The organism is Enterobacter sp. JUb54 (genome assembly GCF_014298075.1).
Taxonomy (GTDB): domain Bacteria; phylum Pseudomonadota; class Gammaproteobacteria; order Enterobacterales; family Enterobacteriaceae; genus Klebsiella; species Klebsiella lignicola.
Genome location: NZ_CP060418.1, coordinates 1,543,963 through 1,559,683 on the forward strand (window position 1 = coordinate 1,543,963; position 15,721 = coordinate 1,559,683).

General features: G+C 57.9%; 14 protein-coding genes. 3 read left to right on the forward strand and 11 right to left on the reverse strand.

All coding sequences use genetic code 11. The features are described from left to right. Positions 1–51: 51 nt before the first annotated feature. Together HF679_RS07085 and HF679_RS07090 are read right to left on the reverse strand one after the other, a co-directional pair. Entirely contained in the window at positions 52–720 is a 669-nt protein-coding gene (locus tag HF679_RS07085; RefSeq protein ID WP_123754166.1) for a DUF3313 domain-containing protein, read from the reverse strand. Positions 721–855: 135 nt separating this feature from the next. Then, positions 856–2,448, reverse strand: coding sequence for an ABC transporter substrate-binding protein (locus HF679_RS07090; protein WP_187042779.1), 1,593 nt, complete (start codon positions 2,446–2,448; stop codon positions 856–858). 113 nt (positions 2,449–2,561) lie between these two features. On the opposite strand from HF679_RS07090, the gene pepT reads away from it, so the two are divergent. Further along, on the forward strand, positions 2,562–3,791 hold the full coding sequence (gene pepT / locus HF679_RS07095) for a peptidase T (RefSeq protein WP_187042780.1): 1,230 nt from the start codon (positions 2,562–2,564) through the stop codon (positions 3,789–3,791). Here pepT and tehB read toward each other — a convergent pair. Together tehB and tehA are read right to left on the reverse strand one after the other, a co-directional pair. Continuing rightward, positions 3,788–4,384 carry a tellurite resistance methyltransferase TehB gene (gene tehB / locus HF679_RS07100; protein WP_123754164.1) on the reverse strand — a complete coding sequence of 199 codons (597 nt, stop codon included), beginning with the start codon at positions 4,382–4,384 and terminating at the stop codon, positions 3,788–3,790. The genes pepT and tehB overlap by 4 nt on opposite strands. Then, complete coding sequence (gene tehA, locus HF679_RS07105) at positions 4,381–5,385, reverse strand: dicarboxylate transporter/tellurite-resistance protein TehA (RefSeq protein WP_123754163.1); 1,005 nt, start codon at positions 5,383–5,385, stop codon at positions 4,381–4,383. Before tehA ends, tehB begins: the two co-directional genes overlap by 4 nt. A gap of 111 nt (positions 5,386–5,496) precedes the next feature. On the opposite strand from tehA, the gene ydcK reads away from it, so the two are divergent. After that, positions 5,497–6,477, forward strand: a complete 981-nt coding sequence (gene ydcK, locus HF679_RS07110) for a YdcK family protein (protein ID WP_123754162.1) — start codon at positions 5,497–5,499, stop codon at positions 6,475–6,477. Between the two features lie 52 nt (positions 6,478–6,529). Here ydcK and rimL read toward each other — a convergent pair whose 3' ends face one another. The 5 genes from rimL to ycaC all read right to left on the reverse strand — a co-directional run bounded on the left by rimL (position 6,530) and on the right by ycaC (position 11,715). Next, complete coding sequence (gene rimL / locus HF679_RS07115; protein WP_123754161.1) at positions 6,530–7,096, reverse strand: 50S ribosomal protein L7/L12-serine acetyltransferase; 567 nt, start codon at positions 7,094–7,096, stop codon at positions 6,530–6,532. A gap of 62 nt (positions 7,097–7,158) precedes the next feature. Next, positions 7,159–8,814 (reverse strand): glucan biosynthesis protein D, encoded by a 1,656-nt coding sequence (locus HF679_RS07120; protein ID WP_123754160.1) that lies wholly within the window; start codon positions 8,812–8,814, stop codon positions 7,159–7,161. Between the two features lie 178 nt (positions 8,815–8,992). Next, a complete protein-coding gene (locus HF679_RS07125) occupies positions 8,993–9,766 on the reverse strand; it encodes a transporter substrate-binding domain-containing protein (protein WP_123754159.1) in 774 nt (257 codons plus the stop codon). An 11-nt stretch (positions 9,767–9,777) separates the two neighbouring features. Beyond that, positions 9,778–10,947 (reverse strand): pyridoxal phosphate-dependent aminotransferase, encoded by a 1,170-nt coding sequence (locus tag HF679_RS07130; protein ID WP_123754158.1) that lies wholly within the window; start codon positions 10,945–10,947, stop codon positions 9,778–9,780. 144 nt (positions 10,948–11,091) lie between these two features. Then, on the reverse strand, positions 11,092–11,715 hold the full coding sequence (gene ycaC / locus HF679_RS07135) for an isochorismate family cysteine hydrolase YcaC (RefSeq protein WP_123754157.1): 624 nt from the start codon (positions 11,713–11,715) through the stop codon (positions 11,092–11,094). Between the two features lie 189 nt (positions 11,716–11,904). Between ycaC and HF679_RS07140 the strand changes: the two genes are divergently transcribed. Then, the gene (locus HF679_RS07140; protein ID WP_123754156.1) at positions 11,905–12,753 is read left to right on the forward strand and encodes a LysR family transcriptional regulator; all 849 of its coding nucleotides are present in this window, start codon (positions 11,905–11,907) and stop codon (positions 12,751–12,753) included. Here HF679_RS07140 and HF679_RS07145 read toward each other — a convergent pair. Next, positions 12,740–14,248, reverse strand: a complete 1,509-nt coding sequence (locus tag HF679_RS07145; RefSeq protein WP_123754155.1) for a carboxylesterase/lipase family protein — start codon at positions 14,246–14,248, stop codon at positions 12,740–12,742. The two genes, HF679_RS07140 and HF679_RS07145, sit on opposite strands and share 14 nt — an antisense overlap. Before the next feature lie 52 nt (positions 14,249–14,300). Continuing rightward, positions 14,301–15,644: a VOC family protein gene (locus HF679_RS07150; protein WP_187042781.1), complete on the reverse strand. Its 1,344-nt coding sequence runs from the start codon at positions 15,642–15,644 to the stop codon at positions 14,301–14,303. Positions 15,645–15,721 lie beyond the last annotated feature (77 nt).

The window sequence follows — 15,721 nt, forward strand, 5'->3', positions numbered from 1 at the left end:
AACAGAAAAAAGGCGCCCCGGAAGGCGCCTTTTTTTGTCAAACAATGAGTGCTACTTCTGGGTCGGATCGAATTTGACGGCGTCGATCGCCATCTCGTCAATCACCTGTTTCAGGGTATCGGCGGTCAGTTGCGTATTTTCGTTCGCCAGATTTTTGCCCTCGCCTTTACGGACCACTTTCATCACCGGCTTGTTGGTCGCCGCGTCGATCAGCTCCGCTTCAAAGTACAGACTGGTGTTCATGGTGCGATGCCCGGTGGCCATTTCTGTGCCTGCCACCACCATCGCCACCGGAATCACTTCATAGAACTGCAGCCCTTCTTTGCTCGAATCCACACCGGTGATAGCGCCGCGGAAAATCAGGCTGCGCGGACCAGGGGTTGCCGCCAGCGGTTTGCGCTCGCCAATTGCTTGCTTCAGCTGTTGGTTGGTGTAATTGAGAATATTGCGCAGTGCATTTTCGCCCACCTGAGTCGTCGGTTTTGGCACCGGATAATAGATAACCGGGTTAAAAACCACGTTATCGTAATTTTTCGGGTTATAGTCCGCAGAAATCCAGCGCAGTTCCGGTTTTCCCGATGCCGAGGTGGTTTCTTTTAATTTGGAATAATCTTTTAAAAACCCAGAATACTTTTCTGGCGAAGCAATTTTTGAGGCGCAACCCGCGAGTGCTAACAGACCAGCGAGTGCCGCCACTTTAAAAATGAAATGAGTACGCATGAGTGAATCCCTGTAAATGCAGTTGTCGGCGCGATTTATAGCAAACTACCAGACTAAGTTTTGTGACAAAAAATGGGGTTCGTCAAACGTTTGCAAAAATAAATCCGCCACGGTGGGCGGATTCACATTTCCAAATTATTTTATATCGACCTGATAGAAAATATGCTTGCCAAAAGGATCGATTTCGTAGTCAGAAACCGTATTGCGAACGGGTTCAAAAATAGTCGAATGGGCAATCATTACCGCCGGCATTTGATCGTGCATCATTTGCTGTGCCTGTTTATACAGCGCCTCTCGTTTTTGCCGATCGGTAATCGATTTCGCTTCGGCAATAATATGGTCAAATGGCGGATAACACCATTTTGCCGAATTCGATCCGCCGTTCGCCGACTGGCAGGTAAACAACGGCCCGAAGAAGTTATCCGGATCGCCGGTAGCGGTGGTCCAGCCCATCAGCGCCGCCTGGTGTTCACCGTCTTTGACACGCTTGAGGTATTCACCCCACTCATAGGTTGTGATTTTAGTTTGCACGCCAATCTTCGCCCAGTCGGCCTGAATCATCTCGGCCATACGTTTGGCGTTGGGGTTATAAGGACGCTGCACCGGCATCGCCCACAGGTCAATGGTCACAGGCCCGCTGAGGCCCGCTTCCTGCAACAGCGCTTTCGCTTTTTGCGGATCGTAATCGTAATCTTTTAACTCGCTGTCGGCACTCCACACCCCCGGCGGCAGCAGGTTTTTCGCGGCGCTGCCGGTACCGTGGAATACCGCTTCAATTATCGCCGGTTTATTAATCGCCAGCGCCAGTGCCTGACGAACTTTGACATTATCCAGCGGCGGCTTTTGGGTATTAAACGCCAGGAAACCGGTATTCAGACCCGCCTTACTCATCAAGGTAATGTTTTTGTTTTCTTTCATTCTCGGCAAATCTGCCGGGTTCGGGAACGGCATGACCTGGCATTCGTTCTTCTCCAGTTTGGCGTAACGCACCGATGCATCCGGGGTAATACTAAATATCAGGCGATCAATTTTGGCTTTCCCCTGCCAGTACTGTGGAAAAGCCGTAAATAAAATGCGGGAATCTTTCTGGTATTGCGCCAGTTTAAACGGCCCGGTGCCAATGGGGTCGGAATCGACACGCTGCGGCGTGCCGGCTTTTAGCATCGCGTCAGCATATTCCGCCGATAAAATAGAGGCGAAATACCATGCCAGGTCGGCGACAAACGGCGCTTCGGGACGGGCTAAGGTAAAGCGCACGGTATATTCATCAGGCTTATCAATTGCGGTAATTAACTGACCAAACTCGAGGCTTTCGAAATTCGAGTAGTTACCGTTGGAGACATTATGATAAGGGTGCTGCGGATCTTTTTGCCGCATAAAAGAGAAGATCACGTCATCGGCATTAAAATCGCGGGTGGGCGTGAAATATTTATTGCTTTGAAACTTCACCCCTTTACGCAAATGGAAAGTGTAGACCTTGCCGTCTTCACTCACCTCCCAGCTTTCTGCGAGGCTCGGCTGCAGTTCGGTGGTGCCTACCTTAAAGTCGACCAGGCGGTTATAAACCGGCACCGCACTGGCATCGACGCTGGTTCCGGAGGTATAGAGTTGTGGGTTGAAATTCTCCGGCGATCCTTCGGAGCAGTAAACCAGCGTCTTTGCGCTCACGCTGGAACCGAACGTGAGCGCCGTTAATGTCAGAGCAAGCATGGTGAGTTTGCGTTGCATAACGTTTCCTTTTTAATTTGTCAGCTAATGAATAGCTTGTTGTTTTCCATCCCATACATAACACTAAAGCCAGATTGCAAACACCTGAAAATATAAATAAAGAAGGAATCACTATGTCATCACCTCTCACCAGCCAACTGACCCAGCGCTTCTTCCGCTACCTCGCCATCAGCAGCCAGAGCGACGCGCGCGCCACCACGTTGCCCACCACGCCGGGACAGCATGACATGGCGCGTGAACTGGCCGATGAGCTACAGCGTCTCGGCCTGGACGATATCGTGATCGATGAACATGCCACCGTTACGGCGGTGAAAAAAGGCAATGTTCCGGGCGCGCCGCGGATTGGTTTTATTACCCATATCGACACCGTTGATGTCGGCCTGTCTCCGGATATTCATCCGCAGATTTTGCGCTTTTCCGGGGAAGACCTGTGCCTGAACAGCGAAAAAGATATCTGGCTGCGCGTGAGTGAACACCCGGAAATCCTCGCCTACCCGAATGAAGAGATTATTTTCAGCGACGGCACCAGCGTGCTGGGCGCCGATAACAAGTCAGCGGTGACGGTGGTAATGACGGTGCTGGAAAACCTGACGGCGGACCATCGCCACGGCGATATCGTGGTGGCCTTTGTCCCCGATGAGGAAGTCGGGCTGCGGGGGGCGAAAGCGCTGGATCTCAGCCGCTTTGCCGTCGATTTTGCCTGGACCATCGACTGCTGCGAGCTGGGGGAGATTGTCTATGAAAACTTCAACGCCGCGGCGGCGGAGATCCGCTTTACCGGCGTGACCGCCCATCCGATGTCGGCGAAAGGCGTACTGGTGAATCCGCTGCTGATGGCCGCCGATTACATCAGCCATTTTGACCGTCAGCAAACGCCGGAGCATACCGCCGGGCGCGAGGGCTACGTGTGGTTCAATGGGATTCAGGGCGACCAAAACCGCACCTTGCTACAGGCCAGCATTCGTGATTTCGACCGCGACAGTTTTTTACGCCGCAAACAGCAGATCGGCGAGGTCGCTGAAATCATTGCCGCCCGCTACCCGACCGCCAACGTCGAGTTCTCCATCAGCGACACCTACAGCAATATCAGCAACGCCATTGGCGACGACCGCCGGGCCATTGACCTGATGTTTGAAGCGATGGAGAGCATTGGCGTTACGCCGAAACCGACGCCGATGCGCGGCGGGACCGACGGGGCAGCGTTATCTGCCAAAGGCCTGCTCACGCCAAACTTTTTCACCGGCGCGCATAACTTCCACTCAAAATTTGAGTTTCTGCCGCTGCGCGCCTTCGAAGCGTCATACCAGACCGCGATGCAGCTGTGCCTGCTGGCGGCCCGTTAAGCCGGTTTTTGCGCCAGCATGGTGGCAAACCGCAGCTTGATGCGGTTGCCATCGGCGTCGGTGCGGTGCAGTTCGCCCACCTCTTCGTTATATCTGAGGAACGTCCAGCCGGCGTAATAGCGCCGCAGTTCCTCAGATTTAAAGGCAAACGGGAAGCCAACGGTGCAAGGATAATCCTCAGTATCCATCGCCGCGACGATCAGGTTATAGCCGCCCGGTTTGGTACAGCGCTGCATGTTGGCGATCAGGCCTGGGATGGTGTCCGCCTGAAGGAACATCAGCACCACGGTGGAGAGAATAAAGTCATACTCGCCGTCGAAACTGAGGGTATTAAGATCCTGCACCGCGGTCTGTAAATTGCTCAGCCCTTCCGCCTCGCGGATCCCCTCCAGCGTGCTGATGCTCATGGCGTTTTTATCCCACGCGGTCACGTCGTAGCCGTTAGCCGCCAGGTACAGGCTATTGCGCCCGTTGCCACAGCCCAGATCCAGCGTCTTTCCTGGCGCAACCTGGGTGGCGGCATACAGCACTTCGGAGTGGGTGCGGGTCAGGCCGTATTTGTCAGTAAAGTAGTTTTCGTCACGGATAATCATAATGAGTCCTTGTTTTTTAATAAGGTCGCCCGGTCGACGCGAATCAGCAGTTTGCCCTGCACCAGCAGCAGAACGGTGCGAATGATCAGCAGCCCAATCACCAGATTGGTGAAGACAAACAGCGGGATCGCCAGGTAATGGAAAAAGCCGTCCGGATGACTATGCCCGAGATGCAGCCCGGTGCTGGCCAGCGCGGAAATACCGAATGAGAAGCTCCAGAAGGAGGCGTTAAACGGCTGTCGGATATACCACGGGATCAAGCGCAGCATAAACAGCAGCTGCAGCAGGCCGTAGCCGAACAACAGTTTGGCGAAGGTATCCGCCTCCCCACCGTTGACGCTTAGCCAGGCGCTACAGGCCACCAGCGCCGGGGCCAGTTGAATACCCAACGAGGTCCGCAGCGCGGCGGGCAGCTCGTTGTGGCTACGCAGTCGTTGCAGGATAACCGGCTCCAGACTGAGCCATGAGAAAACGCCGGCGCCAAGAAAAACCAGCCCGGCGTCGGTAAAGCCCAGCGCGCCGCAGGCCATAGCACTGATGAAATTGTTGGCGACCGTCGGTAAATAGAGACCTGGCGTCGTCGCCTCTGCCGGGTGCTTGCCCCGCCACAGCCCGGCGCTTTGCCAGGCGGCATACCCCAGTTGCAGCACCACGCCGATGGCGAACAGCACCAGCGAGAGCGGACGCAGCCACGGCACAAAGCCGATCGCCACCAGCATGGTGGTGGCCGGGAACAGGCTGACGAAACTGCCGGCGATCGGGTGCCGGGCCTCCTGCACAACGCTCCACGGATAGCGGATCGCGCGCAGGATAAACGCCAGCGCCAGCAGCGCCCATATCGTCGCCGCCAGCAGCACCAGCCCGTCGCCAATGCTGCGGCTTACCGGCCACAGGGTGCTGGCGTAACGCCAGGCGAAGCCCATCCCGATAAGACCCAGTACCATCCCGAAATAGCCCGCAGGTAAATTCAGGGCCTGCTGTCCCTGCTGTTTATTATTCATTTTGTTTAATTTTTCAATTTATCTTTAAGGTGCATTTTAAAAGAACCTTATAAAACGCGCTACGGCATTTTTTGCTATGTTTATGTTAACCAAAAGTAAAGAGAAACCTTGATGAACAAATATCGTCTCAGCGCGCACGTTCGCCTGTTTCACTATCAAGAGGACGGGATTAAACATAGCGTAAATCTGCGGCAAATTGTGGCCTTACGTGATTTTGCTGACGTGCAGGCCGGGAGCGAAGGCGGCTGGCTGGACGAAGAGTCGGCGCTCAGCCATGAAGGCGACTGCTGGATCTATGACCCCAACAGCGCAGTATTTGCCGGCGCGCGGGTGGAAGATAACGCGCGCCTCACCGGCACCTGTATCGTCAGCCATGGCGCGCGGATCCGCGGCGAGGCCTGGGTCGATCACGCCGAGGTCAGCCATCATGCTGAAATACGTGACAACGTCACTGTCGAACATTCCCATATCCGTGGCTACTGCCGTCTGGCGGATCGCGCACGTATTCTCCCCCACTGCCTGATCGTTGCCGCCCAGGGTCTGACCGCCGATCGCGACAAGTATCTGCAAATTTATCAGCGGGCCACCGTCAGCGCCTCGCGTATCGTGCATCAGGCGCAAATCTACGGGGATGCCTTCGTCGAGCACGCTTTTGTCGAACATCGGGCGGAGATCTTTGACCATGCACGGCTGGAGGGTAACGAAGACAATGATGTCTGGGTCTGCGATAACGCCCGGGTTTACGACCATGCGCGGATCGTCGCCGGACGTGGCGAAGATGCCATCCCGACCCTGCGCTACAGTTCGCAGGTGGCGGAGAACGCGGTGGTCGAGGGAAACTGCGTGCTCAAACATCGGGTGATGGTAGGCGGTCATGCCAGGCTCAGCGGCGGCCCGATTCTGCTGGATGACGAGGTGCTGATTCAGGGCCACGCCTGCATCAGCGGCGATGTGGTGATCGAACACCAGGTTGAAATTGGCGACAGCGCCCACATCGATGCCCGCCACGGCGATGCCATCCATCTGCGTGGCCGCAAGGTGATCAACGGCAGCTGCCACATCACCCGCACGCCGCTGCTGGGCTCACTGTAGTCCACGTTCGCAGCCCGGCTAAGGCGGAACGCCAACTGCCGGGGAACCGCTCTCACTCCCCGGCGCTGTCGATAATCCGTCCGTAGATATTCTGGTCGTCATAGCTGCCGTTCAGGTACTCCGCCTGCTTCAGGCACCCTTCCAGGCTGAAGCCGTTGCGCAGCGCCACCTGATTGCTCTTGTGGTTCGCCACCCGGCACTTAATCACAAAGCGTCGCACTTCACCGCTGCGCGCATAATGCTGGATAAAGGCCTGCAGCGCCTGCGAAAGCAGCCCCTGGCCCTGGTGATGTTCATCAATCCAGTAACCGATATAGCCGGTCTTATTCAGCGGTTCGATCTGGTTGAACGACAGCACGCCGACCATCTCATCCCCGACAAACAGCAAGAACATTTTGGCGTAGCCGCGCTGATGCAGCATGACGTTCCCCTGCACATGACGGCGGGTTTCATCCTCACTGCTTACCGCCGCCGGCCAGCTTAAAGTGTGCTGTAACCAGTGCTTATTTTTTTCAACCAGCTGATGTAATGCGCTGACGTAGCGTTCATCCACCGCGCGCAGCGTCAGCTGGTCAGTTACCGGGATTGCTTCAGGGACGGGAGGGGTTTGGTCAGACATAGCGCTCTCTCACGGCAAGGTTCCTCCGCGACGACATCGCGCCGCCGCGGGGGAATCTGCGATTATTTCATGACCCGGTCATCAACGTAGCGTCGTTCATCCGGTGCCGGTGGGAAATACTGATACAGCCAGGTCTCACTGATCGCCGCGCCCTGACAGCGCAGGAACATACGCATTTCCACCGGATCGGTGGAGTCATTGGTGGGATACCAGTCAAACTGGATGCGATAGCCGTCGAACGGCTCAACGTACAGAATCTCGACCTGCTTCGCTTCACCGTTAGAGAGGGTAATCACCGGCTCAATGCCACGCGGGGCCGCGGCTTTCAGATCGCCGCCGACAAAGTCGATGGCAAAACGACGAGCCCACTTGTCCGGGTAATGCTCGCCCGGCGCCCAGCCTTCCGGGAAACCGCCCATGCCGGTACGGGTTGCCATTACGCGGGCCAGCGGTGAACGCACCGGCGGCTGCGCGCTCCAGTACAGGCGGTAGCTAAAGTCCAGCTCGTCGCCGGCTTTGATGGCTTTTTCCGGCTGCCAGAAGCAGACGATGTTATCCAGGGTTTCACCGGTGGTCGGGATCTCCATCAGACAGACGGCCCCTTTGCCCCACTGGTTACGCGGCTCGACCCACAGGCTCGGGCGTTTGTTATACCAGCCCATGATGTCCTGATAATGCGTGAAATCACGGTCAAGCTGCAGCAGACCGAATCCGCGCGGGTTTTTGTCCTGGAAGGCGTTGAACTGTAGCTTTTGCGGGTTGTTCAGCGGACGACAGACCCACTCGCCGTTGCCACGCCACATCGCGAGACGATCGGAGTCGTGGATCTGCGGGTGGATGGTGTCGCACATCCGGCGCTCGTTGTTGCCGCAGCTGAACATACTGGTCATCGGCGAAATGCCCAGCTGTTTGATATCTTTGCGGGCGTAGATGTGGTTTTCCACATCCATAATCACCTGCGTCTCCTGGCAGTTGATCACGAACTTGTAGGCCCCGGTGACGCTCGGGCTGTCGAGCAGCGCGTATACGGTAAACACCGTGGCGCCCGGTTTAACCGTTTCGAACCAGAAGGAGGTAAAGTCCGGGAACTCTTCCGGGGTGTCGGTGAAGGTATCAACCGCCAGACCACGCGCGGACAGCCCGTACTGGTAGGTGCTGTCAACCGCACGGAAGTAGCTCGCCCCCAGGAAGGCGACGATGTCACGCCGCGCCAGCTCCGGCGCTTTAAAGGCTCGGAACCCGGCGAAGCCGAGGTCGGTCTGCCCCACCAGCTGCGAGGTATCGACGCCGGCGTCGTTATAGTTAAACAGCTCCGGACGGAAGTGAATTTCCCGCGCCTGTTGGGTCTGCGTATCTAACGAGAACATGCGCACGCGGCGACGGAAGCCCATGCCAACGTGGAAAAACTGGATGTCCAGTTTGCGTTCGTCAATATTGTTCCACAACGAATGTCCCGCATCGTACTGGATGCTGTTGTAAGCCTGCGGGGTCAGGTTCGCCAGAGTCGGCGGCAGCGCGCGCGGCGCACCTCCCCACGGCTGACGAGAGAGATCGTGCGCCATTGATTGCAAAACGGAAAAGTCAAAACGGCGCGTCATCCCATCAGCAATGCCCGAATCTTCGGCAAGCGCGGCGTTAGAGAAAAGTGATGCGACTCCTGACGTGCTGCATACGGCGGCAACAGCCATGGAAGATTTGAGAAAACGTCTGCGATTCATGCCTGAGAAAGCGTCCTTCTGTTGTGTCAATTGATACGCAACGCGACAAACAGATGCGTCGTGAATTTCGCCCACTCTAGACAAAAACGATTGATAATCCAATTGTTGTAAGTATAAAAATGATGAATATTTTAACTGACAAAGCCCCCGATGCTTTTACGCCGCGGGGGCTGACGGGTTATTTGACGCTGACGTCAATACCCGGGAAATATTTGGCCGCCAGACGGGTGATGGTGCCATCGGCGCGCACCTTATCGATCGCCGCATCCAGCTGCTTTTTGGTGACCTCGTCTCCTTTACGCAGACCGTAGCCGATCCCGCTGCCGAGAATGGTATCGTCAGCCACCGGCGCGCCAATGAAACCGAACCCTTTGCCCTGCGGCTTGCTGAGGAAACCGGCCTGCCCGGCGGCGGACATCACCAGCGAGGCGTCGATACGGCCGTTCAGCAGATCCGCCCACGCCATGTTCTGATCTTTGTACGACACCACCGTCACGCCGTGTTTTTCCCAGTGCTCTTTGGCGAAGGTTTCCTGAATTGATCCCTGCAGCACGCCGATGGTTTTGCCTTTCAGCCCTTCCGGCGTCGCCTGCATGCCGCTATCCGCTTTGCCTACCAGCTGCGAAGGGATACGGTAAATCGGCTGGGTGAAGTCGATGCTTTTGCGCCGCTGCTCGGTGATATTCATCGCCGAGTTGATGGCGTCGAACTTTTTCGCCACCAGCCCTGGGATCAGCGCATCAAACGAAGTCTCTTCCCAGCGGCATTTCAGCCCGGCCGCCTGGCAAATCGCATTCCCGAGCTCAATATCAAAACCGACCAGCTCCCCTGCGGTGTTGCGGCTTTCAAACGGCGGGTATTCGGCTTCTACCCCGTAGCGCAGCTCGCTGGCCGCCAGCGAAGAGAAGGTACAGAACATCCCCAGTGCAAGGGTGAGGGCTTTCAATTTCATCATGGGGCTCCTTAACGCGGCTTAACGTGACACAGTGCCTGAGCACCGGCCAGCAATGTGGCTTCATCTTTAGCAAAAGAGAGGCGAATCAGTTTGTTATCAGTGCCATCAGTATAAAACGCTGACAGGGGGATCGTCGCCACCCCATAATCGGTGATCAGTCGCTTGACCATCTCGCTGTCGCTTTCATCGCTGAAGTGGCTGTAGTCGGCGAGCATGAAGAACGAGCCCGCGCTCGGCAGCAGGCGGAATGGCGAATCGGCCAGCAGTCGCTGGAGGAGATCGCGTTTCTGCTGATAGAACGCCGCCAGCGACAGCCAGCTTTGCGGGTCGGTCATATGCCCGGCAAAAGCGTACTGCATCGGCGTGTCGGCGGAGAACATCAGGAACTGGTGGACTTTGCAGATCTCGTCCATCAGCGCGGCGGGCGCCACGCAGTACCCTACGCGCCAGCCGGTTACGTGGTAGGTTTTGCCAAACGACGAGATGATGACGCTGCGCTCTGCCAGCTGCGGATGGGTCGCCATCCCGTGGTGTTGCTCGCCGTCAAAGACCACATGTTCGTACACTTCATCGGACAAAATCACGATGTCGGTGTTGCGCGTCAGGGCCGCCAGCTGGTTCAAATCCTCCCGGGAGAACACCTGCCCGCTGGGATTATGCGGCGTGTTGACGATAATCATCCGCGTACGCGGAGTGATGGCGGCGCGGACCTCATCCCAGTTGACGCTAAAATCCGGCACCGTCAGCTTGATGGCGACCGGCGTGGCCCCCTGCAGACGAACAATGGGCGCATAGCTGTCAAAAGAGGGTTCGAAGTAGATAACCTCATCTCCCGGGTGCACCAGCCCGCCAATCGCCGAGTAGATCCCCTGGCTGGCGCTGGCGGTAATCAGCACTTCACTGTCGACATCGTAGCGGGTGCCGTACAGCGTCGCGATTTTTTCAGCAATGCGCTCTTTGAGCACCGGCAGGCCGGTCATCGGCGCATACTGGTTGTGCCCGGCTTCCATCGCCTGGGTGACGCCGGCGATCAGCCCGGCATCACAGGCAAAATTGGGGGCGCCCTGAGAAAGGTTAATGGCCTTATGTTGGGCGGAAAGTTGACCGATTACGGTAAAAATCGTGGTGCCGACATCCGGTAATTTGGAGCGGGTTGTCACCGGGGAGGTAAGACTCATAGTTAATCCTTTCTCATTTTAATTGCATAACCATTCAATCCAAAGCGCTACCCGGCGACAAACGAATTGTTGTCATAGTAGCCATGCATTCTGATCATGCCTTGAGAAAAGAGACGGCCAGCAGAGGCTGGCCGGAGGGGAAAATTACTTGCTGGTTAAGGTGTTAAAGCTGGTCATCAGGTTGCGGTAGTCCGGAATATGGTTGGAGAACAGCGTCCCCAGCCCTTCCACATCATTGCGCCAGTCGCGATGTAGTTCACAGGCGGCACCAAACCATGACATCAGCTGCACCCCGGCCTGCGACATACGATCCCAGGCGGCGTCGCGAGTAATCGGGTTAAAGGTGCCGGACGCATCGGTGATAACGAAGACCTCATATCCCTCTTCTATCGCCGACAACGCCGGGAATGCCACGCAAACCTCGGTGACCACCCCGGCGATAATCAGCTGTTTCTTGCCGGTGGCTTTTACGGCTTTGACGAAATCTTCGTTATCCCAGGCGTTAATATTCCCCGGACGGGCAATATAAGGGGCATCCGGGAACTGGGCTTTCAGCTCCGGCACCAGCGGGCCATTGGGGCCGTTTTCAAAACTGGTGGTCAGGATGGTCGGCAGGCCAAAGTATTTCGCCATGTCCCCCAGCGCCAGCACGTTGTTTTTGAATTTATCCGGGTCGATATCGCGCACTAACGATAATAGCCCGGCCTGATGATCCACCAGCAGGACAGCTGCATCATTTTTATCCAGACGAACGTAGGGTTTAGCCATGATCTCTTCCTCATTTAACTATCAGGTTATCCCCGCCAGCGCTCCTGCGCGGGCAGATGCTTACAACTCATGGCAAATCATAGTTCAGTTACTGGCGGAGGATTAGCCGTCGAAAGTAGAACGCATTGTCCCATTCTCTGAACGAAGCTGGCATACTGCCTATGATCAAATTGCATAGCTGGAGCAACGATGTCGCGAAGCGCCCTGCCTTTTCATGCCGTGGAAACCTTTCTGGTGACCGCCCGGCATCTTAATTTGACCCATGCCGCGCGTGAGCTGTGCCTGACCCAGGGGGCGGTCAGCCGCCAGATCGCCGCGCTGGAGGCCTGGTTTGGTTTTGCGCTTTTTGCCCGCCACGCCCGCGGGCTGCATCTGACCCCGCAGGGTAGCGCCCTCTACCCGGAACTGCAGTCGGCATTCGGCCAGCTGGTGGCGGTGGCGGAACAGGCGCGTCAGCAGCAGACCGTGGTGCGCCTGAAGGCCCCGACCTGCGCCATTCGCTGGCTGGTTCCCCGGCTGGTGGCTATCGAGCAGCGCCATCCGGAGCTGCAGATTGCGCTCACCACCACCACGGAACATAGCGTGAACTTCAGAACTGAACCCTACGATGCGGCGATTGTATTCGGTACCCAGCACAGCGCCGGCGATCTGCTGTTTGAAGAGGCGCTGACGCCGGTGAGCAACGGCAGCCTCGCCTGCGACGACACCCTCAGCGACGTCACCTTTTTGCACCCGACGCGGGATAAGACCGACTGGTCGCTGTGGCTGACCACCTTTTCACCGGACACGCCGCTGGCGATGCGCAAAAATCAGCACTTTGACACCATGGATCTGGCGATCACCGCCGCCATGCAGGGGCTGGGGATCGCCATGGCGGACGCCACGCTGGTGGCGGAAGATGTGCGGGCGGGTCGCCTGGCGCGCCCCTTCCCCTTAAGCGTGAAAACCGGCGCCAGCTACCGGCTGGTGCTGCGCCACGTGCCGAGCAAGGCCGAGGGACTGACGCGCTTTCGCGAAGAACTGCTTAATCCAGCGTAACGTGGTGGCGCATCACCCGGCGAAATAGCGCCAGTCGCGCGCGCATAAAGCGGTTTTCCAGTTTAAAACCGGCGCGCTTATGCAACCCGATGCGCAGCAGTCGATCCCGCCCACGCAGGCAGGCCGGCCAGCGCACGACACCCGGCAGTTCGCGACAGTGGTGCCCCGCCAGGCGCGCAAAATTGACCCAGTAGTTGGCGACCTCGGCGGCAAAGGCGTTATCGTCATCGCTGGCATAGGTGCGCACTGGTTCGGAAAGCCTGAGAGTATCAAATACATACGGCACTTCATCGCCGTGCCACGCCCCGTGCGGGCAGGTCTCCTCGGCACCCTGCGGAACATAGTCAAACCAGTAGCGCCAGCACGGTTGTCCCACGCGCTGCTGGGCCTGCATCACTACATAGCCGAGGGTGGTAAACGCCATGTCGCGACACACTTCGCGTCCGAGGTTTTCGTCCCCCTTAACCCCCGGATAGAGCAGCTTAATCAGCCCCAGTCCCAGGCGCCGTTCGCGACGCAGCTTTTGGATCTGCCCGGCGATATCGACGCCAAACACCGCCATCACGCTGGCTTCATCGCTATTCGAGCCAATCATCACCGGCAGCGGATGCTGACGACCGGCAAAAAAGGCCTCCAGCATCGGCTGGGGCAGCACCGCGTCACCGGCGATCGGCGCCGGGCCGATGGTCAACGGTGCGGTCAGCGACCAGAAAGCCTCCGCCGGGATCGCCCGCAGCTGTTCCGCGCTGGCTTCAGGAAGCGAAAAGTGTTCGGCTAACCGTTGCCCCTTCTCCAGCGCCTTGTCGCGCGGCAGGTCCGGCAGCGTATAGCCGCTCTGAATAATGGCTTTATGGAACAGACCACGGGATTTTGGCGACACCATCAGCGACAGCACGCTGCGCGCACCGGCTGATTCACCAAACAGGGTCACGTTGGTGGCGTCGCCGCCGAAGGCATGGATGTTCTCCTGCACCCACTGCAGCGCCGCGATTTGATCGAGCAGGGCAAAATTATAGACTCGTTCGCCATCTTCCCCTTCCAGCGCCGGGTGGGCAAAGAACCCCAGATGGCCAAGCCGGTAGTTAACGGTTACCACCACCACGTCGCGCCCCGCCAGCGCGGCGCCATCGTAAGGCGGCAGGCTGCCGGCGCCGATCGTGAAACCGCCGCCGTGTAGCCAGACCATCACCGGCAGCGGCTGTGAACGCGTCGCCGGCGCCCAGACGTTCAGGTACAGGCAATCTTCTGAGAAACGGCCCGGATCGCCGCCGCCCAGCTCGCGGCAGTATTCAATGTCCTGCCAGCTGGCAGCGGAAAAAGTGGTGGCATCGCGCACGCCCTGCCAGCGCGCGGGAGGCTGAGGGGCGCGCCAGCGGAGTGCGCCGACCGGCGGCGCGGCAAAGGGGATCCCGCGCCAGATGTGGATCCCCTGTTCGGTGGTTCCGGATAACGTCCCTTGCCGGGTGTTAACCAGCGGAGTCGACAACGTCTGCATGACCTGATTCCTTTTGCGGTCGTCAATGGTTCATGTCAGCAGAGTACCGGTTTCAGAGCAGACCGCAACGGCGTTTGCTGCGCTCCTCCGCCTGTTGGTAGAGGGTGAACTCATCCAGCACCGGGCAACCGAGCGCCGTTTCGAAGGCCTCGCGGCTGGCATTGCCGTGGCTGCGGGCCTGGGTTTCATTGCCGAGATTCGACTGAAAAATCCCGGCGGCGCTCACCGGTAAAAAATCTTCATAAATAATCGGTTGGGCGATAAGCCAGCCGCGTTCGATGAGCGGCTGCGGATCGTCCCCGTGACCGAATGCCTGACGGTGGGCTTCCCCCGCCGGCGTCAGACGGTAGCGGAACCACGCCAGCCCCTGCTGACGCAGCAGGAATTCGCTGTCCGGGAACTGGCTGAACACCTCCTGCAGATGGCGCTGGTGGTTCAGGTTATCTTTGCCAACCCCGGCTTCGTTCAGCAGACGGTCATACAGCGCGCGGCCCTTCGGCGTTAAGGCGATCCCGCGCTGCTCGATTTCGCCAAAGCGCGCGGTGTGGGTGCCTTGCTGCTCCCCGTTAAACATCACCGGCTCTTCGAGGGCTTTAAAACTGGTCTGCCGCAGTAAAATCGGCACCTCGCGGCGCGGCGGCCCTTCGATTAACGCTTTCGGGACAATCCCGCACTCGGGCATCAGGGACTGCACCCGGTCGATATCGAGAGTACGCGGCGTCAGGTGGTTAATATGGCAGCCGGGGAAGCACACCACATCGGCAATCAGCCGGTGTTCGTTACTCAGTGCGTGATAGCTGTCGGCGTCGACCGTCGCATGGCTGTGCCAGCGGAAGGTCTCCAGCGCCTCGCGGATAAATTCCCGGGCCTCGGCAGGGCTAAAGCTGCCCTGCTCTTCATGCCGGGCGATCAGCTCGCGGCAACGCGGGGTGAAGATGTCGCGTCGGGCCAGGATCTCCGCCGCCCGCTGGCGCAGTTCAGCGCTGGCAATCAGCTCCAGGCGCAGCAGCGAGGTAAAGATACGGAACGGATTACGCGCCAGCGCCGCGTCATCAATCGGGCGAAACGCCGTGGAATGCACCGGCACACCCGCCTGCGATAAATCGTAATAGCTCACGGGGAACATCCCCATGATGGCAAACATCCGGCGCAACGTCGCCAGCTCCTCCGCCGTGCCGACGCGAATTGCGCCGTGGCGTTCCACATTCAGCCGCGATAGCTCGTCCGCATTAGCCAGTTGTTCATGGAGTTTCGGATGCTGCTCCAGCACCGCCAGATTTACGTCCGCCACCAGCTCCAGTAACGTCCCGTACTGTGGAACTTCCTGCTGGTACATCGCCGACATTGCCTGCGAAAAGTGTTCCCGAATCTCATCAGCCGTGATGGTGTTCGCCATGATGCCTTACCTCCAGTGGATACTTCCTGGAGTGTAGAAAAGGCCGATGGCGGCGGCGGGAAGAATTTACAAATTGT